This window comes from Burkholderia sp. BCC1985 (genome assembly GCF_905339915.1).
In the GTDB taxonomy this organism is placed as follows: Bacteria; Pseudomonadota; Gammaproteobacteria; order Burkholderiales; family Burkholderiaceae; genus Burkholderia.
Genome location: NZ_CAJPGY010000039.1, coordinates 16,511 through 40,849, shown reverse-complemented (window position 1 = coordinate 40,849; position 24,339 = coordinate 16,511). Strand labels below are relative to the sequence as shown.

20 protein-coding genes and 1 pseudogene are annotated in these 24,339 nt (G+C 63.8%); 11 read left to right on the top strand and 10 right to left on the bottom strand.

All coding sequences use genetic code 11. The annotated features are described in order from the left end of the window. Positions 1-57: 57 nt before the first annotated feature. Positions 58-1,158 (bottom strand): AraC family transcriptional regulator, encoded by a 1,101-nt coding sequence (locus tag U4Z31_RS29200; protein WP_321812148.1) that lies wholly within the window; start codon positions 1,156-1,158, stop codon positions 58-60. A 321-nt stretch (positions 1,159-1,479) separates the two neighbouring features. Between U4Z31_RS29200 and U4Z31_RS29195 the strand changes: the two genes are divergently transcribed. Both U4Z31_RS29195 and U4Z31_RS29190 read left to right on the top strand, forming a co-directional pair. Further along, complete coding sequence (locus U4Z31_RS29195) at positions 1,480-3,114, top strand: AMP-binding protein (protein ID WP_321804135.1); 1,635 nt, start codon at positions 1,480-1,482, stop codon at positions 3,112-3,114. Then, positions 3,114-4,337, top strand: a complete 1,224-nt coding sequence (locus tag U4Z31_RS29190) for an AraC family transcriptional regulator (RefSeq protein WP_415750310.1) — start codon at positions 3,114-3,116, stop codon at positions 4,335-4,337. The genes U4Z31_RS29195 and U4Z31_RS29190 overlap by 1 nt, the downstream gene beginning before the upstream one ends. A gap of 264 nt (positions 4,338-4,601) precedes the next feature. On the opposite strand, the gene U4Z31_RS29185 is transcribed toward U4Z31_RS29190, so the two are convergent. From U4Z31_RS29185 to U4Z31_RS29150, 8 genes are all read right to left on the bottom strand, one after another. Beyond that, the gene (locus U4Z31_RS29185) at positions 4,602-5,858 is read right to left on the bottom strand and encodes an MFS transporter (protein ID WP_321812146.1); all 1,257 of its coding nucleotides are present in this window, start codon (positions 5,856-5,858) and stop codon (positions 4,602-4,604) included. Between the two features lie 107 nt (positions 5,859-5,965). After that, positions 5,966-7,393, bottom strand: a complete 1,428-nt coding sequence (locus tag U4Z31_RS29180) for an MFS transporter (RefSeq protein WP_044848446.1) — start codon at positions 7,391-7,393, stop codon at positions 5,966-5,968. 207 nt (positions 7,394-7,600) lie between these two features. Continuing rightward, positions 7,601-8,044 (bottom strand): type II 3-dehydroquinate dehydratase, encoded by a 444-nt coding sequence (gene aroQ, locus U4Z31_RS29175; protein ID WP_044848489.1) that lies wholly within the window; start codon positions 8,042-8,044, stop codon positions 7,601-7,603. 19 nt (positions 8,045-8,063) lie between these two features. Beyond that, a complete protein-coding gene (gene aroE / locus U4Z31_RS29170) occupies positions 8,064-8,897 on the bottom strand; it encodes a shikimate dehydrogenase (protein WP_044848490.1) in 834 nt (277 codons plus the stop codon). After that, the gene (locus tag U4Z31_RS29165) at positions 8,897-10,117 is read right to left on the bottom strand and encodes a CoA transferase (RefSeq protein ID WP_321812145.1); all 1,221 of its coding nucleotides are present in this window, start codon (positions 10,115-10,117) and stop codon (positions 8,897-8,899) included. The genes aroE and U4Z31_RS29165 overlap by 1 nt, the downstream gene beginning before the upstream one ends. Continuing rightward, on the bottom strand, positions 10,117-10,575 hold the full coding sequence (locus U4Z31_RS29160; RefSeq protein ID WP_321812144.1) for a MaoC family dehydratase: 459 nt from the start codon (positions 10,573-10,575) through the stop codon (positions 10,117-10,119). Before U4Z31_RS29160 ends, U4Z31_RS29165 begins: the two co-directional genes overlap by 1 nt. A gap of 2 nt (positions 10,576-10,577) precedes the next feature. Further along, the gene (locus U4Z31_RS29155; RefSeq protein WP_044848449.1) at positions 10,578-10,970 is read right to left on the bottom strand and encodes a VOC family protein; all 393 of its coding nucleotides are present in this window, start codon (positions 10,968-10,970) and stop codon (positions 10,578-10,580) included. Then, complete coding sequence (locus tag U4Z31_RS29150; RefSeq protein ID WP_044848450.1) at positions 10,967-11,917, bottom strand: ketopantoate reductase family protein; 951 nt, start codon at positions 11,915-11,917, stop codon at positions 10,967-10,969. Before U4Z31_RS29150 ends, U4Z31_RS29155 begins: the two co-directional genes overlap by 4 nt. A 132-nt stretch (positions 11,918-12,049) precedes the next feature. Here U4Z31_RS29150 and U4Z31_RS29145 point away from each other — a divergent pair, with 132 nt between their 5' ends. After that, complete coding sequence (locus U4Z31_RS29145; RefSeq protein ID WP_044848491.1) at positions 12,050-12,970, top strand: LysR family transcriptional regulator; 921 nt, start codon at positions 12,050-12,052, stop codon at positions 12,968-12,970. Between the two features lie 55 nt (positions 12,971-13,025). On the opposite strand, the pseudogene U4Z31_RS29140 reads toward U4Z31_RS29145, so the two are convergent. Beyond that, a pseudogene (locus U4Z31_RS29140) lies at positions 13,026-13,258 on the bottom strand (Tn3 family transposase); the annotation flags it as partial. A 153-nt stretch (positions 13,259-13,411) separates the two neighbouring features. On the opposite strand from U4Z31_RS29140, the gene gcvA reads away from it, so the two are divergent. The 8 genes from gcvA to U4Z31_RS29100 all read left to right on the top strand — a co-directional run bounded on the left by gcvA (position 13,412) and on the right by U4Z31_RS29100 (position 23,911). Further along, on the top strand, positions 13,412-14,317 hold the full coding sequence (gene gcvA, locus U4Z31_RS29135; RefSeq protein WP_321812143.1) for a transcriptional regulator GcvA: 906 nt from the start codon (positions 13,412-13,414) through the stop codon (positions 14,315-14,317). A gap of 264 nt (positions 14,318-14,581) precedes the next feature. Next, positions 14,582-17,080, top strand: a complete 2,499-nt coding sequence (locus tag U4Z31_RS29130) for a CoA transferase (protein WP_321812142.1) — start codon at positions 14,582-14,584, stop codon at positions 17,078-17,080. A 179-nt stretch (positions 17,081-17,259) separates the two neighbouring features. Beyond that, positions 17,260-18,354, top strand: coding sequence for an ABC transporter ATP-binding protein (locus U4Z31_RS29125; protein WP_321812141.1), 1,095 nt, complete (start codon positions 17,260-17,262; stop codon positions 18,352-18,354). Positions 18,355-18,388: 34 nt separating this feature from the next. Beyond that, the gene (locus tag U4Z31_RS29120; protein ID WP_321812140.1) at positions 18,389-19,426 is read left to right on the top strand and encodes a polyamine ABC transporter substrate-binding protein; all 1,038 of its coding nucleotides are present in this window, start codon (positions 18,389-18,391) and stop codon (positions 19,424-19,426) included. Between the two features lie 17 nt (positions 19,427-19,443). Next, the gene (locus U4Z31_RS29115; protein WP_321812139.1) at positions 19,444-20,706 is read left to right on the top strand and encodes an ABC transporter permease; all 1,263 of its coding nucleotides are present in this window, start codon (positions 19,444-19,446) and stop codon (positions 20,704-20,706) included. Between the two features lie 4 nt (positions 20,707-20,710). Beyond that, positions 20,711-21,550 (top strand): ABC transporter permease, encoded by an 840-nt coding sequence (locus tag U4Z31_RS29110; protein WP_321812138.1) that lies wholly within the window; start codon positions 20,711-20,713, stop codon positions 21,548-21,550. 94 nt (positions 21,551-21,644) lie between these two features. Then, positions 21,645-23,348, top strand: coding sequence for a GMC family oxidoreductase (locus U4Z31_RS29105; RefSeq protein ID WP_321812137.1), 1,704 nt, complete (start codon positions 21,645-21,647; stop codon positions 23,346-23,348). A gap of 218 nt (positions 23,349-23,566) precedes the next feature. Then, on the top strand, positions 23,567-23,911 hold the full coding sequence (locus tag U4Z31_RS29100; protein ID WP_321812136.1) for a multidrug efflux SMR transporter: 345 nt from the start codon (positions 23,567-23,569) through the stop codon (positions 23,909-23,911). Positions 23,912-24,339 lie beyond the last annotated feature (428 nt).

Here is a 24,339-nt window from a genome sequence, read left to right as displayed (position 1 = left end):
CGCTGCCTCGGTGACGACTTCACCGATCCTGGTCCACGCCACCGGCGGTGCTCGCCGTCACCCGCCACGCTTGCGCCGCACCTCGCTCGGCGTCGTGCCGGTCCAGCGCTTGAACGCGTGGCGGAACCCCACCGCGTCGCTGAAGCCGAGCGTCAGCGCGATGTCCTCGGTGCTGAGCGTGGTGGTGCTCAGGTAATCGATCGCGAGCGCCTTGCGCACGCTCGTCAGCAGTTCGCTGTACGACGAGCCTTCGGCGTCGAGCTTGCGGCGCAGCGTACGCGACGTCATGCACAGCGTATCGGCGATCGCGTCGATGTCCGGAAACTGCCCGGGCGTGCGCGTGAGTTCCTGGTAGACGCGCCGCGTGACGCCGGCCTGGCTGCGCAACTCGTCGAGCAGGCGCGCGCAGTGCGACGACACCTGCGCGGCGGTGATCGGGTTCGCGAGCTGCGGCGCGCGCGCGAGCCACGCGGCCGGGTAGCTCAACGCATGGTGCGGCTGGTCGAACGCGATCGGGCATTCGAGCGCATCGGCGAGCTGCGCCGCGTGCGCCGGCTCCGGCTGCGCGAACTGCGCGCGGGCCGGCACGCACCACGCGCCCATCACGTCCTTGATGATCGTCACGTGCAGCGCGAACTGCATGTCGATCAGGAAGCGGTACAGCGGCAGGTCCGGCCCGGGCAGCGCGGCTTCGTGCGGATCCGGGAACAGCCACGACGCGGTGTCGCCCTGTTCGACCCAGCGGATCGCGAGCATCCCGTTGGCCAGCTGGTGATATTTGACGGCGGAATCGAACACATGCGCGAGCGATTCCGAGCACAGCATCGCGTAGCCGTACATCCCGTAGCTCGACGCATGCAGCCGGCGGCCGACGCGCACGCCGAGATCGGTGCCGTCGTAGCGGCCGATCGCGTTGCGCGCGGCGGTCAGGAACTGCAGCGACGACGTGAGCGTGAACGGGTCGGCGACGGCGTCCGGCGCCAGGCCGGTGCCGTCGAGCACCGCGGCCGGGTCGAGGCCGAGTTCCTGCGCGACGCCGACGAGCACGGCCAGCTTGGCCGGCGAGAAGCGTTTCTCGCGCGACGCGGGGGCAAGCGGCGCGTCCGGCAGCGGGGCGGCGCCGGCGGCCGTCGGGGTCAAGAGCGCACTGCGCGGCATGGCTGGTTCTGCGTCCGATTTGATACCGTTCCGGGTTCGCGATTCTGCGCCGGAACGCGCGGGCGCGCCATAGGGTTCACCCTGATGCGCACGGGCTTGCACGGTCCGGCAAGGGCAAACCGCCGCGCGAGCGCACGCCGCGGCTGACCGCTCGTCGCGCGTCCGCGTGTCCGTTTCGATCATCTTTTCGACCGCCCGGATCATTTCCAAAGAACGGTTGGCGGGCGATAGTTCCCGCTCAGGCGACGGCCCATGCGCATCCGGTGCGCGGGCCGCCGTGCGAACGGCGCTGCCCGGTGCCGTCCCCCGAGGAGCAGGACAATGACGAAGAGACACTGGATCGGCTCGTACGGCTCGATCCCCGCCGAGATCGACCCCGATCGCTTTCCTTCCGTAACCGCGCTGCTGGACGACGCGATGCGCCGCTTCGCCGAGCGTCCCGCGTTCCGCGCGCTCGGCCGCACGCTGACCTACGCCGACGTCGACCGCCTGTCGGCCGCGCTCGCCGCGTACCTGCAGCAGGTCGTCGGCGTGCGCAAGGGCGACCGCGTGGCCGTGATGTTGCCGAACGTGCTCGCGTTTCCGGTGGCGACCGTCGCGCTCGCGCGGCTCGGCGCGATCCAGGTCAACGTGAACCCGTTCTATACCGCGCACGAACTCGAGCACCAGCTCAACGACGCGGGCGTCGAAGTGGCCGTGGTGTGCGGCGGCTCGATGGGGACGTTCGCCGACGTGGTCGGCAAGACGCGCATCCGGACCGTGCTGGGCGTGGGCCGCGGCGATCTCGGCGTCGTCGATGCGCCGGCCGGCGCGTGCGACGCGTTGCCGCCGGGCTCGATCCCGCTCGCGGATGCACTCGCCGCCGGCGAAGCGCTCGCATTCGAGCCGGTCGCGCTCGGCGGCGCCGATCTGCTGCTGCTGCAATACACGGGCGGCACGACCGGGCTGTCGAAGGGCGCCGCGCTGTCGCACCGCAACCTGGTCGCGAACATCGAGCAGTTCGCGGCGATCGTGTCGGGCGCACGGCAGCCGGGCGAGGAGGTCGTCGTCACGGCGATCCCGCTGTATCACATCTTCGCGCTGACGGTGAACTTCCTGTCCTACTTCGCGATCGGCGCGGAGAACTGGCTCGTCGCGAATCCGCGCGACATGGACGGCTTCATCGACGTGCTGAAGGCCGCGCGGCCGACGGTGTTCGTCGGCGTCAACACGCTGTACGCGGGGCTCGCCGGCCATCCGCGGCTGAAGGAGGTCGACTGGTCGCGGCTGAAGCTATCGGCCGGCGGCGGCGCGGCGGTGATCGACGTGATCTCCGCGCGCTGGAAGGCCGTGACGGGCAACTTCATCCGCGAAGGGTACGGGCTGTCGGAAACGTCGCCGGTGGTCACCTTCAACCCGCAGTCGATCGACGCGTTCACCGGCACGACCGGCCTGCCGCTGCCGTCGACCGACGTGAAGCTGCTCGACGACCAGGATCGCGAGGTCGCGATCGGCGAAGCGGGCGAGATCTGCGTGCAGGGGCCGCAGGTGATGGGCGGCTACTGGCAGAAGCCGGAAGCGAATGCGGCGGCGTTCACCGCGGATGGCTACTTCCGCACCGGCGACATCGGCGTGTTCGACGCGGCCGGCTTCCTGAAGATCGTCGACCGCAAGAAGGACATGATCATCGTGTCGGGCTTCAACGTGTACCCGAACGAGGTGGAAGCGGTTGCCACCGCGCTGCCGGGCGTGGCCGAATGCGCGTGCATCGGCGTGCCGGACGCGCGCACCGGCGAGGCCGTGAAGCTGTTCGTGGTGCTCGCGCCGGACGCGGCCGTGACCGAAGCGGAGCTCGTCGCGCATTGCCGCGCGAACCTCGCGGCCTACAAGGTGCCGAAGCTGATCCGCCTGGTCGAGCGGCTGCCGAAGTCGACGGTCGGCAAGATCCTGCGCCGGGAACTCAGCCGCGCCGACTGATGGCGCCGACGCGTCGCGCGCCCGGCGGCGCGCGGGCCGGCGCGCCGAAAGCCGAGAAAGCCGAGAAAGCCGAGAAAGCCGAGAAAGCCGAGAAAGCCGAGAAAGCCGAGAAAGCCCCGAAAGCCCGGCCCGGGCCGCTCAAGTACAATGCGAGCGGTTCGACCGACGGGGACGCGATGACCGGTTCAGACTCACCTTCCGCCCGGCCCGGGCAGGCGCTGCCGTCGCCGAGCGCGACGGTGCCGATTTCGCTCGTCAACGGCTTTCTGGCGAGCGCGGGCGCGCAGCGCGATGTGGTCGAGCGTTACCTGCGCGGGGCCGGCATCCCGCTCGAGCTGCTCGGCGAGCCGCACGCGCGCGTGACGGAAGAGCAGTTCTCGACGCTGTACCGCACGCTCGCGATCGACCTCGACGACGAGATGCCCGGCATCTTCTCGCGCCCGCTGCGCGGTGGCACGCTGAAGTACCTGTGCCTGAGCCTGCTCGATGCGCGCAACCTCGAAACGGCGCTGCACCGTTTCGGCCAGTTCTTCCATATCCTGCTCGACGACTTCTTCGTCGAATCGAAGCGCGACGGCCTCGTCGCGCAGGTGCTGCTGCGGCCAAACCCGGCCGTCGGCCCGATCGGCGCGCTCGGCCAGGAGCTGATGCTCAAGCTCGTGCACGGCGTGTGTTCCTGGCTGATCGGGCAGAAGATCCCGCTGCTGCAGATCGAGTTCGCGTGCCCGCGGCCGCGCCATGCGGTCGAGCACCTGTACTTCTTCACCGGCTCCGTGCAGTTCGACTGCGAACGCACGCTGATGCGCTTCAGCGCCGACTACCTCGACGCGCCGATCCGGCAGAGCAAGCGCAACCTGCGCAAGTTCCTCGCGCGCGCGCCCGGCGACTGGATCTTCGAATCGTTCAGCGAACAGCTCGTGTGCCATCGCGTGCGGCAATACCTGTCGGCGGCGCTGCCCGACCTGCCGGTGATCGAGCAGGCAGCCGAGCATCTGCATTGCTCGGTGCGCACGCTGAGCCGCCACCTGGCCTCGGAGGGCACGACGTTCCAGGCGCTCAAGGACGAACTGCGGCGCGACATCGCGATCCAGCGGCTCACCGACACGCTCGACACGATCGCGGCGATCGGCGCCGATATCGGCTTCGACGATCCGAGCGCGTTCCATCGCGCATTCCGGCACTGGACAGGGAGTACGCCGGGGACTTACCGGCGGCGCGCGTAGCGCGGGTTGCTCAAACCCGGTTTCGATCCCGCTCCCATAACCGGCATCCTTCGCGCGCTCCCATGGACGGCTCCCCGTCGTCAGGCGTCGGCGTGCGTGCGGCTTGCCGTTTTGCTTTTCGTATCGGCAATAGCGCGTCGCGAAGATCGTCCGCCTCGCGTCGTTCGCCGTCACGAGCGGGCGGCGTCACGTCGTGCGCGACGCGTTCGACGGACAGGGCGAGCGCATCGGCCGCGCGCTTCACACGCAAGCACGGCGGCCCGGTCAGCTGCTCGAACTCGCCGATACGCCGGACTGCCTGCCGACCGACGCTGTGTGGATGATTGTCGGCAGCCACGCAAACGCGATCGTGACCAGCGTCACGCCGACGACGAGCATCGGCACCACCATCGGCCACGCGCCCAGTTGATAGCGCGGATCGGTGAAGACCGCTGCCGTCTGCCCCACGCCGAAAGCGAAGAACATCATGATGAAGCCGGACCACGATACCGCGCGGCCGGCCAGATGGGGCAGGCTGCTGACCGCCCCTGCCTGCCCGCAGGGCTGATGGATGCCGTGGCCGAGGCAATACACGCCATGCCCGAGGAGCAGCGGCCAGATGCTTCCAGGCAGCAGCGCACACCCCAATGCCTGAATCACCGCGCCGGTGAGGCTCAACGTTGCGCCTTGTCGCACCGTTCGCAGCATGCTCTGACGGCGCAGCAACAGGCGGCAGCCATACGTACTCAGCACATAGACGAACGTACCGCTCGCCGGTATCCAGCCATATCGCTGGGGCGACAGGCCGAGATGCCGGATGTAGATTGCGGGCGAGAGCAAGAGAAAGCAGAACATGCCGGTGTACGTCGAGGCGGCCAGCAGCGCCCATACCCTGAACGTGGCATTGCCGAATATCTCGCGCACGTCGCGGATCGAGCCGCCTATCGAGCCGCGGATCGAGCCCCGGCTCGAAGCCACTCTGGTGAAGCTTTCCTCGAAGCCGTACCAGCACATCACGAGCAGCCCGAACGCATACAGGCTCATCCCCGCGAGCACCCATCGCCATCCGGCCTGCTGCGTGACATACGCACCGAGAATCGGCGCGAGGAACGCCATCATCCCCATTCCCATGAAACCGCGCGCCATCACGTACGGGCCTTCGGCTGCCGAATACCGGTCGCGCACCGTCGCGCGCGCGCATACCAGGATCGCGGCCATCGCAAAGCCCTGCATCGCGCGAGCGGCGACCAGCATCGCCGCGCTCGACGCGAGCGCAGCCGCGAGCGCTGCCAGCGTATAGAGCGCAAGGCCGCTCAGCAGCACGGGGCGGCGGCCGTACCGGTCGGCAAGACTGCCCATCGGCAATTGCCCGATCCCGAATATCAATGCGAAAACCGTCAGGCTGACGCTCGCGGACCCCAGCGTTGCGGCGATTTCAGGCAGCGCCGGCAGGTAACTGTCGGTCGCCACCGGCTGGGCCGCCAGCAGAAGCGGCAACATGAGCGCGAAGTTCAGGCGGGCAGGGCGCGTGGTGTCCGGCATGACGGTTTTCGGCACGGTATCAGGCATCGGGTGAAGACAGCGGCAACGCAAGTGCGCTCTGCCGGCGAGGGTGCAGCAGCAAGCCGGAACTGCCCGTCGAGCGCCAGCTAGCTGCCCAGCGATCCCGGCACGTGTTCGTGCACGACGCGATGGCGCGCCATCGCAGCGACGCGCAGCCGGTCGTATTCTGCCTTGTCGACCGGTCGAGCGTTCGCTTGCCCCAGGTCGTTCATATGGACACGGTGGGTCTCGCGTGCGCTCGCGGCTGCGAGCGACGCAATCACGGTGATGCCGAACGCAATCCCGCCGACGATCAGCCACACGTGGTGTGCGCCGGGCGGCGCGACTGCGGTGAACAGCGCGGGCAGCATCGCCGTGGCCGCGGTGCCGAGGTTCTGCGCGATCGCCATCGCGGAGACGCGCGTGCGGGTCGGGAAGAGTTCCGGGTAAAAGCACGGAAATACCGCGTTGTAGCCCTGGTACACGACCCCCCACATGAGCATCGACATCGCGAACGCGAGCGGCACGTTGCGGATGCTGATCGCATACAGGTAGGCGAACGCGAGCAGGCCGGCCGCCAGCGCGCCGACGATGATCGGCGGCCGGCGTCCGACCTTGTCGGACAGGTTGCCGACGAACGGAATCACGATCATCGCAACGATATTGCCCATCACCGTGATCCAGAGATAGATGTCTTTCTGGAAGCCGATGCCATACGCCGGCTGGACCGCATAGGCTGCGCCGAAGATCGTGGCGACGACCGGAATCACGTTCATCATCGACATGCAGGCCACGCGCACCATGTCGGGAAAGTGATGCCGGAAAGCGTCGGCGACGGGCGAGCCGGCTTGCGCCTGGTTGCGTACCGCTTCATCGAAGGCCGGCGATTCGTCGACCTTACGGCGAATGATCAAACCCGCGACGATGACCAGCGCACTCAGCAGGAACGGAATGCGCCAGCCCCAGCTGTCGAATTGCGCGGACGGCATGTAGTAGGCGAGCGGCAGGAACACGGCGGCGGCCAGCACCTGGCCCGCCTGCACGCCTTGCAGCGTGAAGCTGACGAAGTATCCGCGCCGGCCGAACGGCGCGTGTTCCAGGATCATCGAGCTCGCGCCGGTGATCTCGCCGGCCACGGCGAAACCTTGCAGCAGGCGAAGCGTCACCAGCAAGGCCGGCGCGATCAGCCCGGCTTGCTGATAGGTCGGCAGCAGGCCGACGCCGACGGTCGAGATGCCCATCAGGAACATGCAGAACAGCAGGACGGTTTTGCGTCCGCGCGTGTCGCCGAGATGGCCCAGCACGAATGCGCCGATCGGGCGCGACACGTAGCCGACACCGTAAGTGGCCAGCGACGCGATGATGGCGGTCGTGGGGCTGCCGTGCGGAAAGAAGATCTGCGGGAAGATCAGCGCCGATGCCGTGGCGTAGATGAAGAAATCGTAGTATTCGAGCACCGAGCCGATCCAGCCGCTGATGGCGGCTTTTCTCGATTGGTGCCTGCCGCGAGGCTCGTCTCGCAAGGTCGTGGTCATCGTCGTCTCCAGATATTGATATGTGTGCCGGGCAACGCGGGTGATGCGGGGAGTCGTCACTGCCCGATGTGGCGACTCCGTTGTGTGACCTGACCGGGGCCCGTCGATCCGGCGCACGGCGAACCAGCGCGGTGCGCCACGCCGCGCACCCGGGAACGGTTGCGCATGGGCGTCGGTCCCGCATCGGCGGCCGATGCGGGAATCGGCCTATGCGTCGCCGAGCGCCGAGACCGCGGCCCTCAGCGCCAGCAGATAGCTCTGGACTCCGAAACCGCAAATCTGCCCGCTGACGATCTCGGCCAGCACGGAGTGATGCCGGAACGGCTCGCGCGCATGAATGTTGGACATGTGCAGTTCGACGATCGGGCACGTGAGGATGGCGAGGGCATCGCGAATGCCGTAGCTGTAATGCGTCCATGCCCCGGCGTTGATCAGCACCGCATCCTGGCGTTCCTCGAAAGCGCGATGAATGCGCTCGCACATCGCGCCTTCGCTGTTCGTCTGGAACGATTCCACCTGTACACCCAGTTCGCTCGCCAGCCCTTGCAGCCGCGCATCGATCTGCGCGAGCGTGATCGTCCCGTACTGTGCCGGGTCGCGCTTGCCGAACATGTTGTGATTGATGCCATGCAGCATCAGGATCTTCTTCATGCGAATCTCCATCGCGTGTTCAATCAAAGGGCACGGCCAGCCGATCGATCACCGAGCTGGTCTCGGGGCGTACGCCGCGCCACCATGCAAATGCTTCGGCTGCCTGCTCGACCAGCATGCCGACGCCGTCCGCAATGCCGTGTACGCCGGCGTTTTTCGCGAGCCGGAGAAACGGTGTCAGACGCTTGCCGTAGGCGAGTTCGTAGGCTGTGCCGGCCGGACTGAACACGCTCGGCGGAACCGGCGGCAGATCGCCGGTCAGGCTCGCCGACGTCGCGTTGACGACCAGGTCGAAACGCCCCATGCGTGCGAGGTCCGCGTAGCCGCCGGCAACGAGCGGACCGCGTCCGGCGACCTGCGCGACCAATGCGCGCGCCTTGTCGACGTCGCGATTCGCGATGACCAGTTCAGCCGGTCCGGCTTCGAGGAACGGCAATAGCGCGCCGCGTGCCGCGCCGCCCGCACCGAGCACCAGGACACGCTTGCCGGCCATCGGCAGCCTGAGGTTCGCCTCGATATCGCGAACCAGGCCGATGCCGTCGAAGTTGTCGGCCAGGATGCGGCCGCCGTCGAACTTGAGCGCGTTGGCCGCGCCCGCGAGCTGCGCCCGCTCGCTGCGTTCGTCCGACATCGCGAACGCGTCGAGCTTGAACGGCGCAGTGACGTTGATGCCCTTGCCGCCGCCGTCGAAAAACGCACGGACCGTGGCAGCGAAAGCGCCTGCCGGCTCGACGGGCCCCTCGATCGCCGTGTAGCTGAGATCCTGGCGCGTCTGCTGCGCGAAGAGGCCGTGAATCAACGGAGATTTCGTGTGGCCGATCGGATTGCCAATCACCGCGTATTGGTCGGTCATCATTGGCTCGCTTTTGAATAGAGGACGCCGTCGGCCTGCATCGCGTCGATTTCGGCCGGATCGAACCCGAGGGCGCGCGCGACTTCCGCGTTGTGCTGCCCGAGATCGGGCGCGACGTCGCGTATCGTCGTATCGCAATCGGAAAACCGGAACGGCAGGTTGGGCAGGCGCAGCGTCCCGTAGCGCGGATGCTGTTGCTCGACGACCATGCCTCGCGCCTGGATCTGCGGATCGTTCAATACCTCGTCGATGCGCTGCACCTTCGCGCACGGAACGTCGATGCCGTCGAGCAGCTCCAGTACCGACGCGACGGAACGCGCGGCCACCCACGGCTCGACCACCGACAGAATCTCCGCGCGGTGCGCGTTGCGCCCGGTGCTGTCGTGAAACCGCGTGTCGGCGCCGAAATTCGCCGGGCCGCCGTGCGTCGCGATCAGCTCGGCGAAGCGTTTCCACGCGTCGTCGACTTGCGCGGCGATCACGAGATCGCCGTCCGCGGCGCGGAATACGCCGTAGAGCGTCGAGGTCGGCATGTCGTGCCCGGTCTGCTCGGGCAGCACGCCCTGCAGCGTGTAGCACTGCACCGCGTATTCGTGCATCGATACCAGCGTGTCGTACAGCGCCATGTCGATGTGTTGCCCGCGGCCGGTCTTCACGCGCCCCAGCAGCGCGGCGTTGATGGCCGCAACCGCATGAATGCCGGTATACATGTCGCCGAGCGAGATGCGCAGCAGCGGCGGCCGCTCGCCGGGCGTGCCGACCATCTGCATGATGCCGCTCTTGGCTTCCGCGATCAGCCCGAAGCCCGCGCGATGCGCGTCCGGACCGGTGTGCCCGTACGCCGAAATCGAACAGTAGACGAGGCCCGGATTGCGCGCGGACAGTTCGGCATAGCCGAGCCCGAGCTTGTCCAGCGCGCCCGGCCGATAGTTCTCGATGAACACGTCGGCCGAGTCGCACAGCCGCTGCATGAACGCCTTGCCGCGCGCGTCCTTCATGTTGACGCTCACGCCGCGCTTGCCCATGTTGAGCTGCAGGAAGTAGCCGCTTTGCTGGTCGTCGAGCACGGTCGCGTGCTGGCGTCCCGCGTCGCCCGAGCCGGGGCGCTCGACCTTGATGACTTCGGCGCCGAGCGCCGCGAGACAGCGCCCGACGTACGGCCCGGCAAGGAAGTGGCTGTAGTCGACGACGCGAATGCCTTCGAGTGGGCGAGCCTGCATCACTGTGCCTCCGGGCGGCGCGGCACCATCAGGCGATGCTCGCCGCGTTGAACGACCTGACCGTCCTGATTGATCAGCTCCGACGGCAGCACGACGATGCCCCAGTCCGGGCGACTCTTGCTCGCCCGCATCGAGCCGACGCGGAACGTCACGTGCAGCACGTCGCCGACCTTGATCGGCAGCAGGAAATCCCAGCTCCAGCCGAGCGACATGCCCGGCAGAAAGCGATAGTCGCTCTGCGTCTTCAGGCCGTCGGCGATGGACAGGCCGAACAGGCCGTGCGCGACGAGGCAGCCGAAATGGCTCGCGTTCGCGTATTCCTCGTCCACGTGGACGGGCGTATGGTCGCCGGTGAGGTCGGCGTACGCGAGAATGCGCTCCTTGGTCACGGTGTAGCTCGGGCTCGTGCACGTGTCGCCCTCGCGGGCGTCGTCCCAGTATTTTTCGACGATCGTCATGGTCATGCCTCCGCGCGCGGGTTGATCGCCAGCGCCTGCGCAACGCAGGAAGCCGGCCTGGCCTGGATCAGCTCGACGGCGAGCCCGTCGGGCAGGCGAAGCCAGTTGCGCCCTTGCGGCATCTCCGTCACGCCGAAGCGTTGCGCCGCGGCCAGCGCGGCCTCCAGGTCTTCGCACATCACGCCGAGATGCGCGAGCCGGCCTTCCGGGCCATCGTGTTCCGGCGCGTGGATGAACTGCAGGCCGCCGAGCGTCCAGTACTGCCGCGGCGCGTCGAGCGTGCCGTCCACTTCGCGCAGGGTCATGCCGAGCACGTCCTCGAAGAAGCGGATGTGCCAGCGGATGTCCTTGACCCAGATCGCGACGTGTTCGAGATAGGCTTTCGTGGCATTCATGCGGCGGCCTCCTGCCGTTGGCGGTCGGCCATCGCGCGTTCCAGCCCCTTGATGCAGGCGACGAGCGTTGCATTGACCGGGGTCGGCACGCCGTAGCGCTGCCCCCAGCGCACGACCGAACCGTTGATGAAGTCGATTTCGGTGATCGAGCCCTTCTCCAGGCTTTGCAGCATCGACGTCTTGAAGGACGCGGGCAGCCCCTCGGCGGCGAGCGTCCAGGCCTGCTCGGGATCGGTCATCGACAGCTTGACGCCGGCCGCCTGCGCCGCCGCGATCGCCTCGGCCACGGCCGCGAGCGACGTCGCCTTCAGCAGCGGTTCGTCGTAAAGCTGCCCGTAGGTGAGGCCGGTCAGGCCGGTCAGCGCACCCGTCGCGACGTTCACCAGCAGCTTGTCCCACATCGTGCCGACGATGTTGTCGCTGATCGTCGTGGCGAGGCCGGCCGCATCGAACGCGGCGGCGATCGCCTGCACGCGCGGTGTGATGCGGCCGTCTAGTTCGCCGATATAGGTGTATTTGCCGATCACGCCGGATTCGATATGGCCCGCGCCGCGCAGCACGCCACCGACGTAGGTCTTGCCCGCGAGGACGCGCTCGCGGCCGACGACGTCGATCAGGATGTCCTCGTGTCCGAGGCCGTTCTGCAACGACAGCACGGTGGTATCCGGCCCCACCAGCGATTGGGCGCCGCGGATGGCCGCGTCGGTGTGGAACGACTTGACCAGTACCACCACCAGGTCGGCCACGCCGACTTCGGCAGCCTGGGTCGTCGCGTGGACGCGTACGTGGCGGGTGCCGGCCGCGTCGTCGACGCGCAGGCCGTCACGGCGCATCGCATCGACGTGTGCCGGCGAGCGGTCGATCAGCCAGGTCTCGTGGCCGCCTTGGGTGAGGGTGGCGCCGATCGCGCAGCCGAGTGCGCCGGCGCCCAGAATTGCTATTTTCAATGGCTTCTCCTTTGTCGACCAGAGTTGGCGCTTTAGCGCCTTACTCTGGTCCCATGCAAAGCTGACGTATGGCATCACGATAGGAGTCGCCGCTCATGCCGACAATGCAATGGATACAATGTCGTCATTGCCCTGGACAATAACGCCACGATGCCCGCCGACCTGCCCGACCTGAAGCTGCTTCAGCTTTTCGATCTCCTGTACGACGTGCGCAGCGTCACGCGCGTCGCCGAGCAACTGGGCCAGAGCCAGCCGACCGTCAGCATCTGGCTCGGGCACTTGCGGGAACACCTGCACGATCCGCTCTTCATCCGGACACCCGGCGGCATGGCGCCGACCCCGCAAGCCGACGCGCTGATCGGGCCATGCCGGGAAATTCTCGAATCCCTGCGGCGCTTCACCGCATGGGAGATCGCGTTCGATCCGGCGACGGCCCAGCGACGCTTTCGCATCTGCATGACCGACGCGAGCCACATCACGCTGCTTCCGAGGCTGCTGGCCCATGTCCGGGCACAGGCGCCCGGCGTCCGGCTGGAAGCCGCGCGGATCGACGGCAATACGGAACGCGCACTCGAATCCGGCGAAGCCGACCTCGCGATTGGCTATGTGCCGTGGCTGGGCGGCGGCATTTATCAGCAGAAGCTGTACGACCAGGACTGGGTATGTCTGGCCAACCGGCATCATCCGCGGATTCGCGGTCGCCTCGGGGCGAAGCAGTATCGTTCCGAAGGACACGTCGCCATTACCGCGGGAACCGGGGCGCAACTCCTCGAACAGGCGCTGCGGCAGGCGCGTATCGAGCGGGACGTCGTGCTGGAGTTGCCGGGTTTCCTGGGCTTGGGTGCGATCGTCCAGACGACCGACCTGATCACGACGCTACCGCGTCATATCGGCCAGACACTGGCTCAGGCGAGCGATCTGGCGGTTCATGCGTGTCCGATCCCGGTCGACGGGTTTGCGGTACGGCAGCATTGGCATGCGCGATATCACCATGAGGCCGGCAACCGGTGGCTGCGCGGCGTCGTGATTCAACTGTTCGGTGCATCGCATTGACTTGCGGGTTCGGCGGTCGCGATGGACGCCGGACTGGTCGGCGGTTGGTTGGATGCGAAACGTCCAGAAAGCAGGTGCCGCGCAAGTTGATACCACCCGTATGAGTGGGAGTGATTCGCCGCAATCGATCGCTTCGACCGGTTGTCCACGACGAGCGTCGATATCGCGTTGCACGTGAGCGGTGTTCCACGCCATCAAGATGTTCGGGAGCAGGGTCAATGCTGATGACGCTCCGGCGAGCGATTCTTGGCGCCGCGCAAGCTCCATCGGAATGCGGTCGATATGGATTAACGATCCCTCATATGATGTCGCGCTGGCGAGTAACTTGTCGTTGCCTCTCGACATCCGCAGCGGCGCCCAGCGACCGATTCTGATCGGATCGGTGCAATAGAATGCCGGTATTCTCGTTTGCCCACCCGATCTATTGCAACGATTCGCACGATGAAACGACTTCCACCGCTCAATTGGCTACGTGCATTCGAATCGTCAGCCCGGCACCTGAGTTTCACGCACGCGGCGACCGAGTTGAATCTGACCCAGGCCGCAATCAGCCAGCAGGTGAAAGGACTTGAATCCCAACTCGGGACGGCGTTATTCAAGCGCCTGCCGCGGGGCATCGAGTTGACCGAGGCCGGACTCGCCTACCTGCCAGTCGTGCATGAAGCGATAGAGCGGCTTGCTGCCGCCACCGACGAGATTTTCGGGCAAGGGCATCTGAAGGTGCTGACGGTGCGAGTGAGCCTGGTGTTTTTCACGCATTGGCTCGCGTGGCGCATACCGGACTTCCGCAAGCGGTATCCGAACGTCAATCTACGCATTACGAGCAATATCTGGGGAGGCGATAGCAGCGTCACCGATGTCGAAGCCGATCTGGAGATCCGCTACGGGCACGGGAAATGGACGGGGCTGCGTGCTGAGCGACTGACCTGGGACACGCTGCTGCCGGTCTGTGCTCCCGGGTTGCTGTCTCCCAAAGCGCCGCTTTCGGTGCCGAAGGACCTCGCGCATTTCGAACTGCTCCATGTGCTCGGCTATGAGGAAGGTTGGGGATACTGGCTCAAAAAAGCGGGTGCATCGAAGGTCGATTCGTCGAAGGGGATGCAATTCGACACGCTGATTTCGGCCCTGAAGGCGGCTGAACTCGGTCAGGGCGTTGCGCTTGCACGGTCGTCCCTCGTCGAGCACATGCTGATCTCCGGCCAATTGATCGCGCCACTGAAACCACGCCTTCCAACCAGTGAGGCGTTCTACCTCGTCTATTCCCCGCACAACATCGTCAATCCTCATGCGGCTGCGTTCGTCGAATGGCTCGGTGCTCAGGTTCAGGGGGCACACGCGAGATTCTGATCTCGCATGTGGTATGCGAGTCCGGTTGCCGGGACGCGATCTCCGACCTGCCCATCATCTGCTCGAGTCATAAAAAAAACATACCCATCCCCGTTTTTTTTATTGCTTTACCCGCCACGGCTTCTCACCGAAAGTTGCCTCCATCCCGTTTGACCGGCATCCAACCGCGATTCGACGCGGCCGGCCGGCGGTGACGGGGATTGTCCACAACATGATGATCGACGGTCGCGCGATGCGGCCAGTCTGGAGGCGACTCGGCGGATTATGGGAAAGAGCAATCAATTGCCGTTCAGCGGTGTGAAAGTCATCGATTTCGGCCAGTACATTGCGGGGCCAGCCGTCGCGATGATCCTCGCGGATCTTGGTGCGACCGTCATTCACGTCGATCCTCCAGTCGGGCCGCTTTGGGATAGCCCGGCCAATGCGGTGCTCAACCGCGGCAAGCATTGCCTGCAGATCGATCTGAAGACCGACAAAGGCCTGGAAGAAGCCAAGGATCTGATCCGCCGCGCGGACGTTGTCATCGAGAACTTCCGGCCGGGCGTGATGGCGCGGCTGGGTCTTGATTTCGCGAAGTTGCGTGAAGCACGCCCGGAGCTAATCACGCTCTCGATGCCCGGCTTTGCCAGCAACGACCAGTTACGTCGCGAATGGCGCGCGTTCGAGCCGATCATCGCGGCGGCTTCGGGCGTTTTTACGGACATGGGGCAGAACCGCGTGCTGATGGGCATCAACCCGAGTTTCTCGCCGTTGCCGCTCGCGTCTGCCTACGGCACCATGCTGGCCGTCTCGGCTGTCGCGCTTGCGTTGCAGGCACGGCAGCGCACCGGCATGGGAGATGAAATCGAGGTCCCGCTGGCGTCGGCTGTGATGGAGGGGCTCTCCTACAACTCGATCCATATCGAGAACTACCCCGAGCGATACAAGACCCTGCGCGAAAAGGAAATCGAGCGGCGGCGCTCCAACGATCTACCGATGGATCTGTCGTACGAAGCGCTGCAGGAATATCTGGATCCGTTCTACCGGACCTACGAGTGCGCCGACGGCCGCAAGTTTTATACGGTATGCCCGTCACATCGCTCGCACGCACGCCGCTGTCTGCAGGCGATGGGACTGTACGAGGAAATGCTAGAGGCCGGTTTGCCACGGGTCGATGATCCGTACCTGCCGATTTCCGAATGGGAAGGGAACGCGTCGCTAGGGGTTTATCCGTTACCTGAAGAGTGGGCGAAGCGCATTTCCGCACGAATGAAGGAAGTTTTTCGTACGAAAACAGCGGCCGAGTGGGAAAAGATTTTCGGCGAAGGAGGTTTCCCCGGAGCGGCACACCGGACCACGCGGGAGTGGCTGCATGACGACCACGCGAATACTGCCGGCCTGGTCGTGAATGTCGACGATCTCGAATATGGTGTGATGAAACAGCCCGGGCCGGTCGCGTGGCTTGAAGACTGTGCCGAATCCATGCTCTCGCCGGCGTCCCGCCATCCGGTGACCTTCCGGGATGCGTTAGCCATTCTGGATGAGCAGGAGCGTACTGAACTGCCTGCTCCGTCGGGGGCGCCAACACAGGGGTGGCTCGACGGGGTACGTGTGCTCGACCTGACGAACGTGATCGCCGGTCCCCATTCGGCGTCGTTTCTCGGTCGGTTTGGCGCCGATGTCATCAAGCTCGACCCCGTCGTGCCGAATTATGATCCGTGGAATACCGTGGTCTTCGGGATGTCGTCGGCGCGTGGGAAGCGGAGCGTGCTCGTCGATCTGAACCATCCGGATGGACGCGAGGTGTTCGCTCGACTTGCGCGGTCTGTCGATGTGATCGTCATGAATGCCCCGGATCGTCAGCTTGAGCCGCTGGGGCTGGACGAGGCGAGCCTCCGTTCCATCAATCCCGGCGTGATCTTCTGCCAGCTCGACTGCTTCGGCGGTCCTCGACGCGGGCCGCGGACCGAGTACCTTGGCTACGACGATCTGATCCAGGCGTGCACCGGAATCATGGTGCGATTCGGCGGCGGCATGGAGACGCCGGAGGAGCATGCGCATGTCGGAACGATCGATGTCATGTGCGGATTCGCGGCTGCGCTAGGTGTGGCTGCCGCGCTTTACCGCAAGGCGAAAACAGGCGAGGTCGGGCGCACGAGAACCTCCTTGTCGGCACTCGGCAATCTGGTGCAGATTCCGTTTGCGTATGACTATGCGAATCGCCCACCATTCGACGAGCCGTCTGGTCGCGAGGTGAGCGGCTACGGCGCGATGTCTCGATTCTTCCGGGCCGCGGACGACTGGATCTATGTGGACACCAGCGAAAGTGAGTTAAGCGAATTGGATCGAGTAGAAGGTCTGGCCGGAATTGCGGCAGCCAAGGATCCGGCTGCATTCCTCGCGTCCGCGCTTGGTACCGCGTCCGCCGCGTCTTGGCAGATCAGGTTGCAGGCCGCCAATATCGCGGCGGCGGTGCCGGACAACATCGTCAATCTGCGCCGGCACAATAGCCGGCCTTGCGACGATCGTCCCGGTATCGACAACGGCAGCTACTCGTTCAGCGTCTACGCGAATCATCCCAGCGGTCGATGCGTCACGCAGCTCGATCCTTTCGCGATTCGTCCGCGCCATGCTCGGATTCGCGCCTTGGCACCAGCTGAAAAATTCGGCGCATCGACGTACACCGTCCTGCGGGAGTTCGGATACAGCGACGCCGAGATCCAGATACTGATTTCCCGACATGCGATCGGAGATAGCTGGTCCGAAGAGTATTTGCCCAGCTAGTTGGGTGTCCTGTCGAGTCAGGCGACCAGTCGAGCATTCCCGCATGAAGCGCGGTGCAAAGCGAACGTCGCGACGACGAGACAGTCGCGCCGGTGGTTCGCCGGATGACTCAACGCGACACACAGCCGCCGTGCGCAAGGCTACGGCGGGATGTGAATATTCTTATATTGGAGACAGCCATGCACGATCCGACTCAGGCTCTTGTGAGCTTTCGTCACGTAAAAAAAACTTACGACGGCGAGACGCTAGTCGTCAAGGATCTCAACCTTGAAATCCAAAAGGGCGAATTCCTGACTTTACTCGGCCCATCCGGCTCAGGAAAGACGACCTGTCTGATGATGCTCGCAGGATTCGAGTATCCGACCGATGGCGAGATCTGGCTCGATGGCCAGTTGCTGAATCGGATCCCGCCGCATAAACGCAATATCGGGATGGTGTTCCAGAACTACGCGCTCTTTCCTCATCTTACGGTCGCGCAGAATCTGGAATACCCGCTCAAGGTTCGGAAAATGCCGCCCACTGAACGAGAGGCAAGGGTCAAGCGAGCGCTCGACATGGTCGGCATGGACAAGCTGAGCAAACGGATGCCCAGCCAGCTGTCCGGCGGTCAGCAGCAGCGCGTTGCGCTGGCGCGTGCACTCGTATTCAACCCTCGGCTCGTGCTGATGGACGAACCCCTCGGCGCGCTCGACAAACAATTGCGCGAACACATGCAGCTCGAGCTGAAGGCGCTTCACGAGGAGCTCGGGCTGACGTTCGTCTACGTCACGCATGACCAGAGTGAAGCACTCACGATGTCCGATCGTGTTGCCGTGTTCGACCAGGGTGTGATTCAGCAGCTCGATACCGTGGATCGCTTGTACGAATCACCGACGAATCTCTTCGTCGCGAATTTCATCGGCGACAACAATCGGATGAGCGGCACGGTCGTTGCAAGGAACGGCGACCGTTGCCAGCTTCGGCTCGCAGACGGGACGACGGTGCGCGCACTGAATGTGGCGTCCGTTGACGTCGGCAACCAGGCGACGGCGGTTATCCGACCGGAACGGCTCTCTGTCGAATCGACGTTCGCGGTCAACGAGGGCAATGTCATCGACACCGAAACGCTCGACGCAATTTATTTCGGCGACCACGTTCGCCTGCGTTGCCGTGGCCCGGGGCAAGCCGAGTGCTTTGTCAAGGTTCCCCTCGAACACGATTGGCGGTCGCACGTTCGTCAGGGAAACCGGATTGCGCTGTCGTTCCGTGAGGACCACCTGAAGATCTTGAGCTGACTGTTTAGTTTTTATCACTCAGTAGGAGGAGACAATGAAATCGAATTCGAAAATGATTTGCGCCGCGCTGCTCGCGTCCCTGTCGGTAGCGGCTTTCGCCGATGGTCTCACGACCGTCAACTATGGTGGCGCGGCCGGTAATGCCCAAAAGGCGGCGTGGGTGGACCCGTTCGCGAAGGAGAGCGGCATCGCGACGAATGCCATCCAGTACACGGGTGACATGGCCAAGGTCAAAGCGATGGTCGAAGCCAGAAATGTCACCTGGGATGTCCTGGAGGTGGAAGCGGCGGACGTCGGTCGCGGATGCCAGGATGGTCTCTTCGAAAAACTCGACTGGTCCAAGATCGCCAACAAGAGTGACCTGATGGCCGGAGCTGCCACGCCTTGCGCGGCCGGCACGTTCGTGTGGTCGACCGTGCTCGCATACAACCCCACGCTGACCAAGGGCGCGCCGCAAGGCTGGAAGGATTTCTGGGACGTCAAGAAATTCCCGGGAAAGCGGGGATTGAAGAAGGAGGCTCGTTATAACCTCGAGTTCGCACTGATGGCTGACGGGGTGGCGCCGAAAGACGTCTACACGGTGCTCGGCACGTCCGCGGGTGTCGAACGCGCGTTCAAGAAGATGGACGAACTCAAGCCCTACATCCAGTGGTGGGAAGCTGGCGCGCAGCCGCCACAATTCCTGATTGCAGGTGACGTCGCGATGTCGACCGCATATAACGGTCGCATCGACGCGGCAGTGCGTGAAGGAAACAAGAATCTCGGTATTGCGTGGGATCAGAGTATTTACGAACTCGATTTCTTCGTCATTCCGAAGGGCTCGAAGAACAAGGAAGCGGCCGAAAAATACATCTCGTATGTGCTCAAGCCCCAGGCACAAGTCGCGTTCGCGCAGAAGATTCCGTATGGTCCGACCAACAAGGCATCGCTGAAAATGCTCGATGCGGCGACACAGGCAGCGCTTCCCAATTCAGCGAAGAATGGCAAAACCGCCATTCCCAACAGTGTCGAGTTCTGGACGGACCACGGCGACGCACTGGAGCAGCGCTTCACGGCTTGGGCCGCGAAGTAACGACCGGGGGAAGAAGCATGAGCACCATAACTTCTCGGCAACAGAGCTGGAATACACGCCAACTCAAGCGGTCGCTGCGAGCCGTTCAGTTTCGAAAGGAGGTAGTGGCGTTAGGACTGGTGGCGCCCCTCGTTCTGTTCATCCTGCTTGTGTTCGTGATGCCGGTCGCATCGATGATTTCTCGATCGGTCCAAAGTCCCGAGGTGGTCGATGCATTGCCCAAGACGACCTCGGCATTGCGCCACTGGGATGGCAAGTCACCCGTTCCTGCCGAGGCTTACCGTGCACTGGTGCTCGACGTGGAGAGCAACGGTGGAGACAACGATACCGGTACCGCGGCCGGTCGGCTGAACGGCCTGAAGGATGGGTTCCGGTCGTTGTTTTACAAGACGACCAGCGCGCTTCCTTTCACCGACGACGATGCGGCGATATCTGCGCAGGATATGCAAAGGCGCCTTATCGAAGTCGACCCACGCTGGGCCGATACGCGCTACTGGCAGGCGATCGCCAGCGTATCGTCCCGTTACACGAGCCAGTATCTCCTTGCCACGATCGACTATCGTGAGGACTCGGACGGCCACATCGTGCCGGTCGAGAACGGCGCGTCCGCATACCGTGCGGTGTTCATGCGGACCTTCGTGATCAGCGGGCTTGTGACGCTTGCGGCGCTGGTGCTGGGTTACCCGCTCGCTTACTGGATCTCGATTCTGCCAGCTCGAAAGGCGAATCTCGTCATGATCCTGGTGCTTCTGCCGTTCTGGACATCGATTCTCGTGCGGATCTCGGCGTGGATCGTCATTCTCCAGGGGGCGGGCCTCGTCAACAAGGCGTTAATGGCGCTGCAGGTGATTTCGACGCCCCTGTCGCTCCTGTTCAACCGGACGGGGGTGTTGATCGCGATGACGCACATCTTGCTGCCATTCATGATCCTGCCGCTCTACAGCGTGATGAAGTCGATTCCTTCGAGTTACACGAAAGCGGCCATTTCTCTCGGCAGTCATCCTTTCGGGGCATTCTGGAAAGTCTACGTGCCGCAGACGCTTCCCGGTGTCGGCGCGGGCGGGTTGCTGGTATTCATTACCTCGCTGGGCTATTACATCACCCCGGCGCTGCTCGGTGGCGCCGGCGACCAGATGGTCAGTTACTACATCGCGTATTTCACCAACGTGGCCCTGAATTGGGGGATGGCCTGTGCGCTCGGTGCGGTCCTTCTCCTGGTGACGCTGGTGCTCTTCGCGCTCTATCGAAGGATCGTCGGTTCGGAAATCAAGGTGGCTTAGCATCATGAAAACTCACGTGCCGCGTTTCGCGCCCTACATGTCGACGCCGGAAATCGTATGGCATTACGCACTGCGATCGGCAAACGTCGTGGTGCTACTGTTTTTGATTTTGCCGATCCTGGCGATCATTCCGCTTTCGTTCAACGAGAACTCATTTCTCGTCTATCCGATACACGGATTCTCGTTCAGGTGGTATCACAATCTGTTCACGTCCACGGACTGGGCGCGCGCCGGCGCAAACAGCTTCATCGTGACGCCGATCGCGACGGTCGTTGCAACCGTCCTCGGAACGCTGGCGGCATTGGGATTGAACAAGGCATCGTTCAGGGGCAAGGGTTTGCTGGTCGCCGTCCTGATCTCGCCGATGATCGTCCCGGTCATCGTCACCGGCGTCGGGATGTACCTGCTGTTTGCCCGATGGGGACTGGCCGGAACGTATGCCGGACTGATATTCGGGCATACGGTGATCGCCGCGCCGTTCGTCGTGGTCACGGTCAATGCGACGCTTGCCGGCTTCAACCAGAACTATGTGCGAGCCAGCCTGAGCCTGGGGGCATCGCCGGTACGAACATTTTTTGCCGTTACGTTGCCGATCATTGCGCCAGGGGTGATTTCCGGCGCGCTGTTTGCGTTCGCTACGTCGCTGGACGACGTCGTGATCACGATGTTCATCGCCGGTCCGACTCAGGGAACGCTTCCGCTTCAGATGTTCATCGGGATTCGCGAAAACATCACGCCCACGGTCGCCGCGCTCGCGTCCATTTTCATCGTCTTCTCAAGTCTGCTGTTGATCACCATGGAATGGTTGCGTTCCCGATCCGTCGCGAGGCAGGTGATGACCTGACGTTGCGTGCGTCGGCAGATGATCGGATCTGCCCTGGCGGAGGCAAGTGTCCGGAACGACACGCAGGTGTTATGCAAATAATCCAGGAGGCAAGATGTCGGCAGGAGAAATCAACGAAGCCCGCGCGACGCGATCGGTCGGCGAGTTCGACTATATCGTGGTCGGAGCGGGTACGGCTGGCTGCGTGGTCGCGAATCGCTTGAGCGAAGCCGAAGACGTATCCGTGCTGCTGATCGAGGCGGGCGGGAAGGATAACTACCACTGGATTCACATTCCGGTGGGGTATCTCTATTGCATCGGAAACGCACGGACCGACTGGCGTTACAAGACCCGTGACGAGGCGGGATTGAACGGCAGGGCGCTGTCCTATCCGAGAGGCCGGGTTCTGGGTGGGTGCTCATCGATCAACGGCATGATCTACATGCGCGGTCAGCGAGAGGATTACGACGGATGGGCGCGAATGACGGGCGATTCGTCCTGGCAATGGAACTCGGTGCTCGAAACGTTCAAGAAGAGCGAGGACTATCACGGCGGTGCAAGTGATGCTCATGGCGCCGGCGGTCCGTGGCGCGTGGAAAAGCAGCGGCTGAAATGGGACATTCTCGAAACGTTCGCGCAAGCCGCCGAGCAGACCGGCATACCCGCAACCGACGATTTCAATCGCGGCGACAACACCGGCGTCGGATATTTCGACGTCAATCAGAAGCACGGCATTCGCTGGAATGCATCGAAAGGTTATCTTCGACCCGTAGCGAAGCGGGGGAACCTGACGATTCTGACGAACGCGCAGACCCGACGACTCCTGTTCGAGAACAAGCGCTGCGCCGGAGTCGAGTTTCGTCTCGGCGACGAACCGTGCATTGCCGGGGCAAGGCGTGAAGTGATCCTGTGTGCCGGCGCTGTCAATTCTCCGCAATTGCTCGAATTGTCGGGAATCGGGAATGCCGATCGTCTGGCGAAGCTTGGAATCGAGGTGGTGGAAGATCTGCGCGGCGTCGGCGAGAATCTGCAGGATCATCTGCAATTGCGCATGGCATTCAAGGTTGAAGGTGTGCGAACCTTGAACACGCTCAGTGCTCACTGGTGGGGCAAGCTGATGATCGGCCTCGAATACGGGCTGTTCAGAAGCGGGCCGATGGCGATGGCGCCGTCGCAGCTCGGCGTGTTTGCGAAGTCGGACCCGAACGATACGACGCTGACGCGCCCCGACGTCCAGTACCACGTGCAGCCGCTGTCGCTCGAACGGTTCGGCGAACCGCTGCATCCGTTCGACGCATTTACGGCGTCCGTTTGTCAATTGCGGCCGTCGTCGCGGGGTAGCGTGCACATCACGTCGAATGATCCGCTGATGGCACCGAGTATTGCGCCCAACTATCTGTCGACTGAGGAAGACCGCCACGTCGCGGCCAACGCGCTGCGGCTGACCCGGCGCATAGTTGCGGCACCCGCGCTCGAGCGGTTTCGCCCCCAGGAAATACTGCCCGGCATTCAATTCCAGACTGAGGAGGAGTTGCAGTATGCGGCCGGCAACGTCGGAACAACCATCTTTCATCCGGTTGGAACCTGCCGGATGGGAAGGGCGGACGATCCGGGCTCGGTCGTCGATTCCCGGCTTCGCGTGCGCGGCGTGAGCGGCTTGCGGGTCGTGGATGCGTCGGTCATGCCAACGATCACGTCCGGCAATACTAATTCGCCGACGCTGATGATCGCGGAGCGCGCTAGCGAGATGATTCGCGCAGATCGGAAGCGGGAAGGCAGGTCGGCGGAGACAATTCGTGGCGGATTATTGTCGACATGAAGAATAGGCACTGGCGTAGAGAAAATTGACTTTGTCACTCCGGAATCCCCGTAGTCCATGGCATTGGCATTTGAGTTGACGCCTCTTGGCGGCCCGGCATCAAGTGAAGAAATAACATCCGCGACTGGCCAGGCAGCCGCATTCTTCGATTCCGATGTCCGTGAGAGGAAATACTTTGATACCCTCTGTCGACCACCTCCAACCCGAAGGCGGGGCCCATGTTTGCCGTCTCCAGTCCGCTTGCTGACTGGGCGGTCGTTGTAGCGTCCGGCTTGTTGGAAGTCGTCTTCTCCGTGACGATGAAGCTCTCCGAGAGCTACACAAAAGTACTGCCCGGCGGGATATCGATCGTGGCGGCCGTACTGAGCGTATGGCTAATGAGTCTCACATTGACCGTCCTCCCGCTAGGAGACGCTTACGCCGTATGGGCGGGAATTGGGGCAGCGGGAACGGCGTTGGTCGGCATCGCCTGGTTCCATGAGCCCGCCTTCGTCGGGCGACTGATCTGCATTGCTCTCGTCGTCGTGGGCATCGTGGGTCTGCAACTGCAGGAAGGCGTGTAGCTCAGCGTATCGATATAAATCAATGGAATAAGACATCAATTCATCGCCGATGCGCGTGTTCGTTCGATCGCCTACCGTCAGGTTCCGGTCATCGGATACCTGAGCGTGGCAGCCGACGTGAGCCGATATCGGCGACCGAAGCGGGCCCGTCTCCTTCATGATTGCAGGCTTTCTCCGCGATCCGATGCCCAAGCAATCACCATCCTCGGTGGGGTGGCTTCGTGGTGTGAGCCACCCGTGGCCGATAGCAGATTCGCCTCGCGCCATCGGGCGCCCGCGGAGCGTGTTGGCCCGCATCCGGATGTTGTCATCTTCCCGCCAGCACCCGTCACCGGACCTGCGGAGACCCTGGTTGGATGCCAGACGTCCGGTTTCCCTCGTTATTCGACGCTTTACGTCGAAAAGAATGGCTGTTGAGATTTTTTCAG

What these genes read in the sequence shown, in the direction of transcription:
- U4Z31_RS29160 (WP_321812144.1), bottom strand. Translation starts at nt 10,575, where the DNA reads ATGACGATCGTCGAAAAATACTGGGACGACGCCCGCGAGGGCGACACG.
- U4Z31_RS29185 (WP_321812146.1), bottom strand. Translation starts at nt 5,858, where the DNA reads ATGCCGGACACCACGCGCCCTGCCCGCCTGAACTTCGCGCTCATGTTG.
- U4Z31_RS29105 (WP_321812137.1), top strand. Translation starts at nt 21,645, where the DNA reads ATGTCGGCAGGAGAAATCAACGAAGCCCGCGCGACGCGATCGGTCGGC.
- U4Z31_RS29155 (WP_044848449.1), bottom strand. Translation starts at nt 10,970, where the DNA reads ATGAATGCCACGAAAGCCTATCTCGAACACGTCGCGATCTGGGTCAAG.
- U4Z31_RS29125 (WP_321812141.1), top strand. Translation starts at nt 17,260, where the DNA reads ATGCACGATCCGACTCAGGCTCTTGTGAGCTTTCGTCACGTAAAAAAA.
- aroQ (WP_044848489.1), bottom strand. Translation starts at nt 8,044, where the DNA reads ATGAAGAAGATCCTGATGCTGCATGGCATCAATCACAACATGTTCGGC.
- U4Z31_RS29190 (WP_415750310.1), top strand. Translation starts at nt 3,114, where the DNA reads ATGGCGCCGACGCGTCGCGCGCCCGGCGGCGCGCGGGCCGGCGCGCCG.
- U4Z31_RS29115 (WP_321812139.1), top strand. Translation starts at nt 19,444, where the DNA reads ATGAGCACCATAACTTCTCGGCAACAGAGCTGGAATACACGCCAACTC.
- aroE (WP_044848490.1), bottom strand. Translation starts at nt 8,897, where the DNA reads ATGACCGACCAATACGCGGTGATTGGCAATCCGATCGGCCACACGAAA.
- gcvA (WP_321812143.1), top strand. Translation starts at nt 13,412, where the DNA reads ATGAAACGACTTCCACCGCTCAATTGGCTACGTGCATTCGAATCGTCA.
- U4Z31_RS29180 (WP_044848446.1), bottom strand. Translation starts at nt 7,393, where the DNA reads ATGACCACGACCTTGCGAGACGAGCCTCGCGGCAGGCACCAATCGAGA.
- U4Z31_RS29120 (WP_321812140.1), top strand. Translation starts at nt 18,389, where the DNA reads ATGAAATCGAATTCGAAAATGATTTGCGCCGCGCTGCTCGCGTCCCTG.
- U4Z31_RS29100 (WP_321812136.1), top strand. Translation starts at nt 23,567, where the DNA reads ATGTTTGCCGTCTCCAGTCCGCTTGCTGACTGGGCGGTCGTTGTAGCG.
- U4Z31_RS29110 (WP_321812138.1), top strand. Translation starts at nt 20,711, where the DNA reads ATGAAAACTCACGTGCCGCGTTTCGCGCCCTACATGTCGACGCCGGAA.
- U4Z31_RS29130 (WP_321812142.1), top strand. Translation starts at nt 14,582, where the DNA reads ATGGGAAAGAGCAATCAATTGCCGTTCAGCGGTGTGAAAGTCATCGAT.
- U4Z31_RS29165 (WP_321812145.1), bottom strand. Translation starts at nt 10,117, where the DNA reads ATGCAGGCTCGCCCACTCGAAGGCATTCGCGTCGTCGACTACAGCCAC.
- U4Z31_RS29200 (WP_321812148.1), bottom strand. Translation starts at nt 1,158, where the DNA reads ATGCCGCGCAGTGCGCTCTTGACCCCGACGGCCGCCGGCGCCGCCCCG.
- U4Z31_RS29195 (WP_321804135.1), top strand. Translation starts at nt 1,480, where the DNA reads ATGACGAAGAGACACTGGATCGGCTCGTACGGCTCGATCCCCGCCGAG.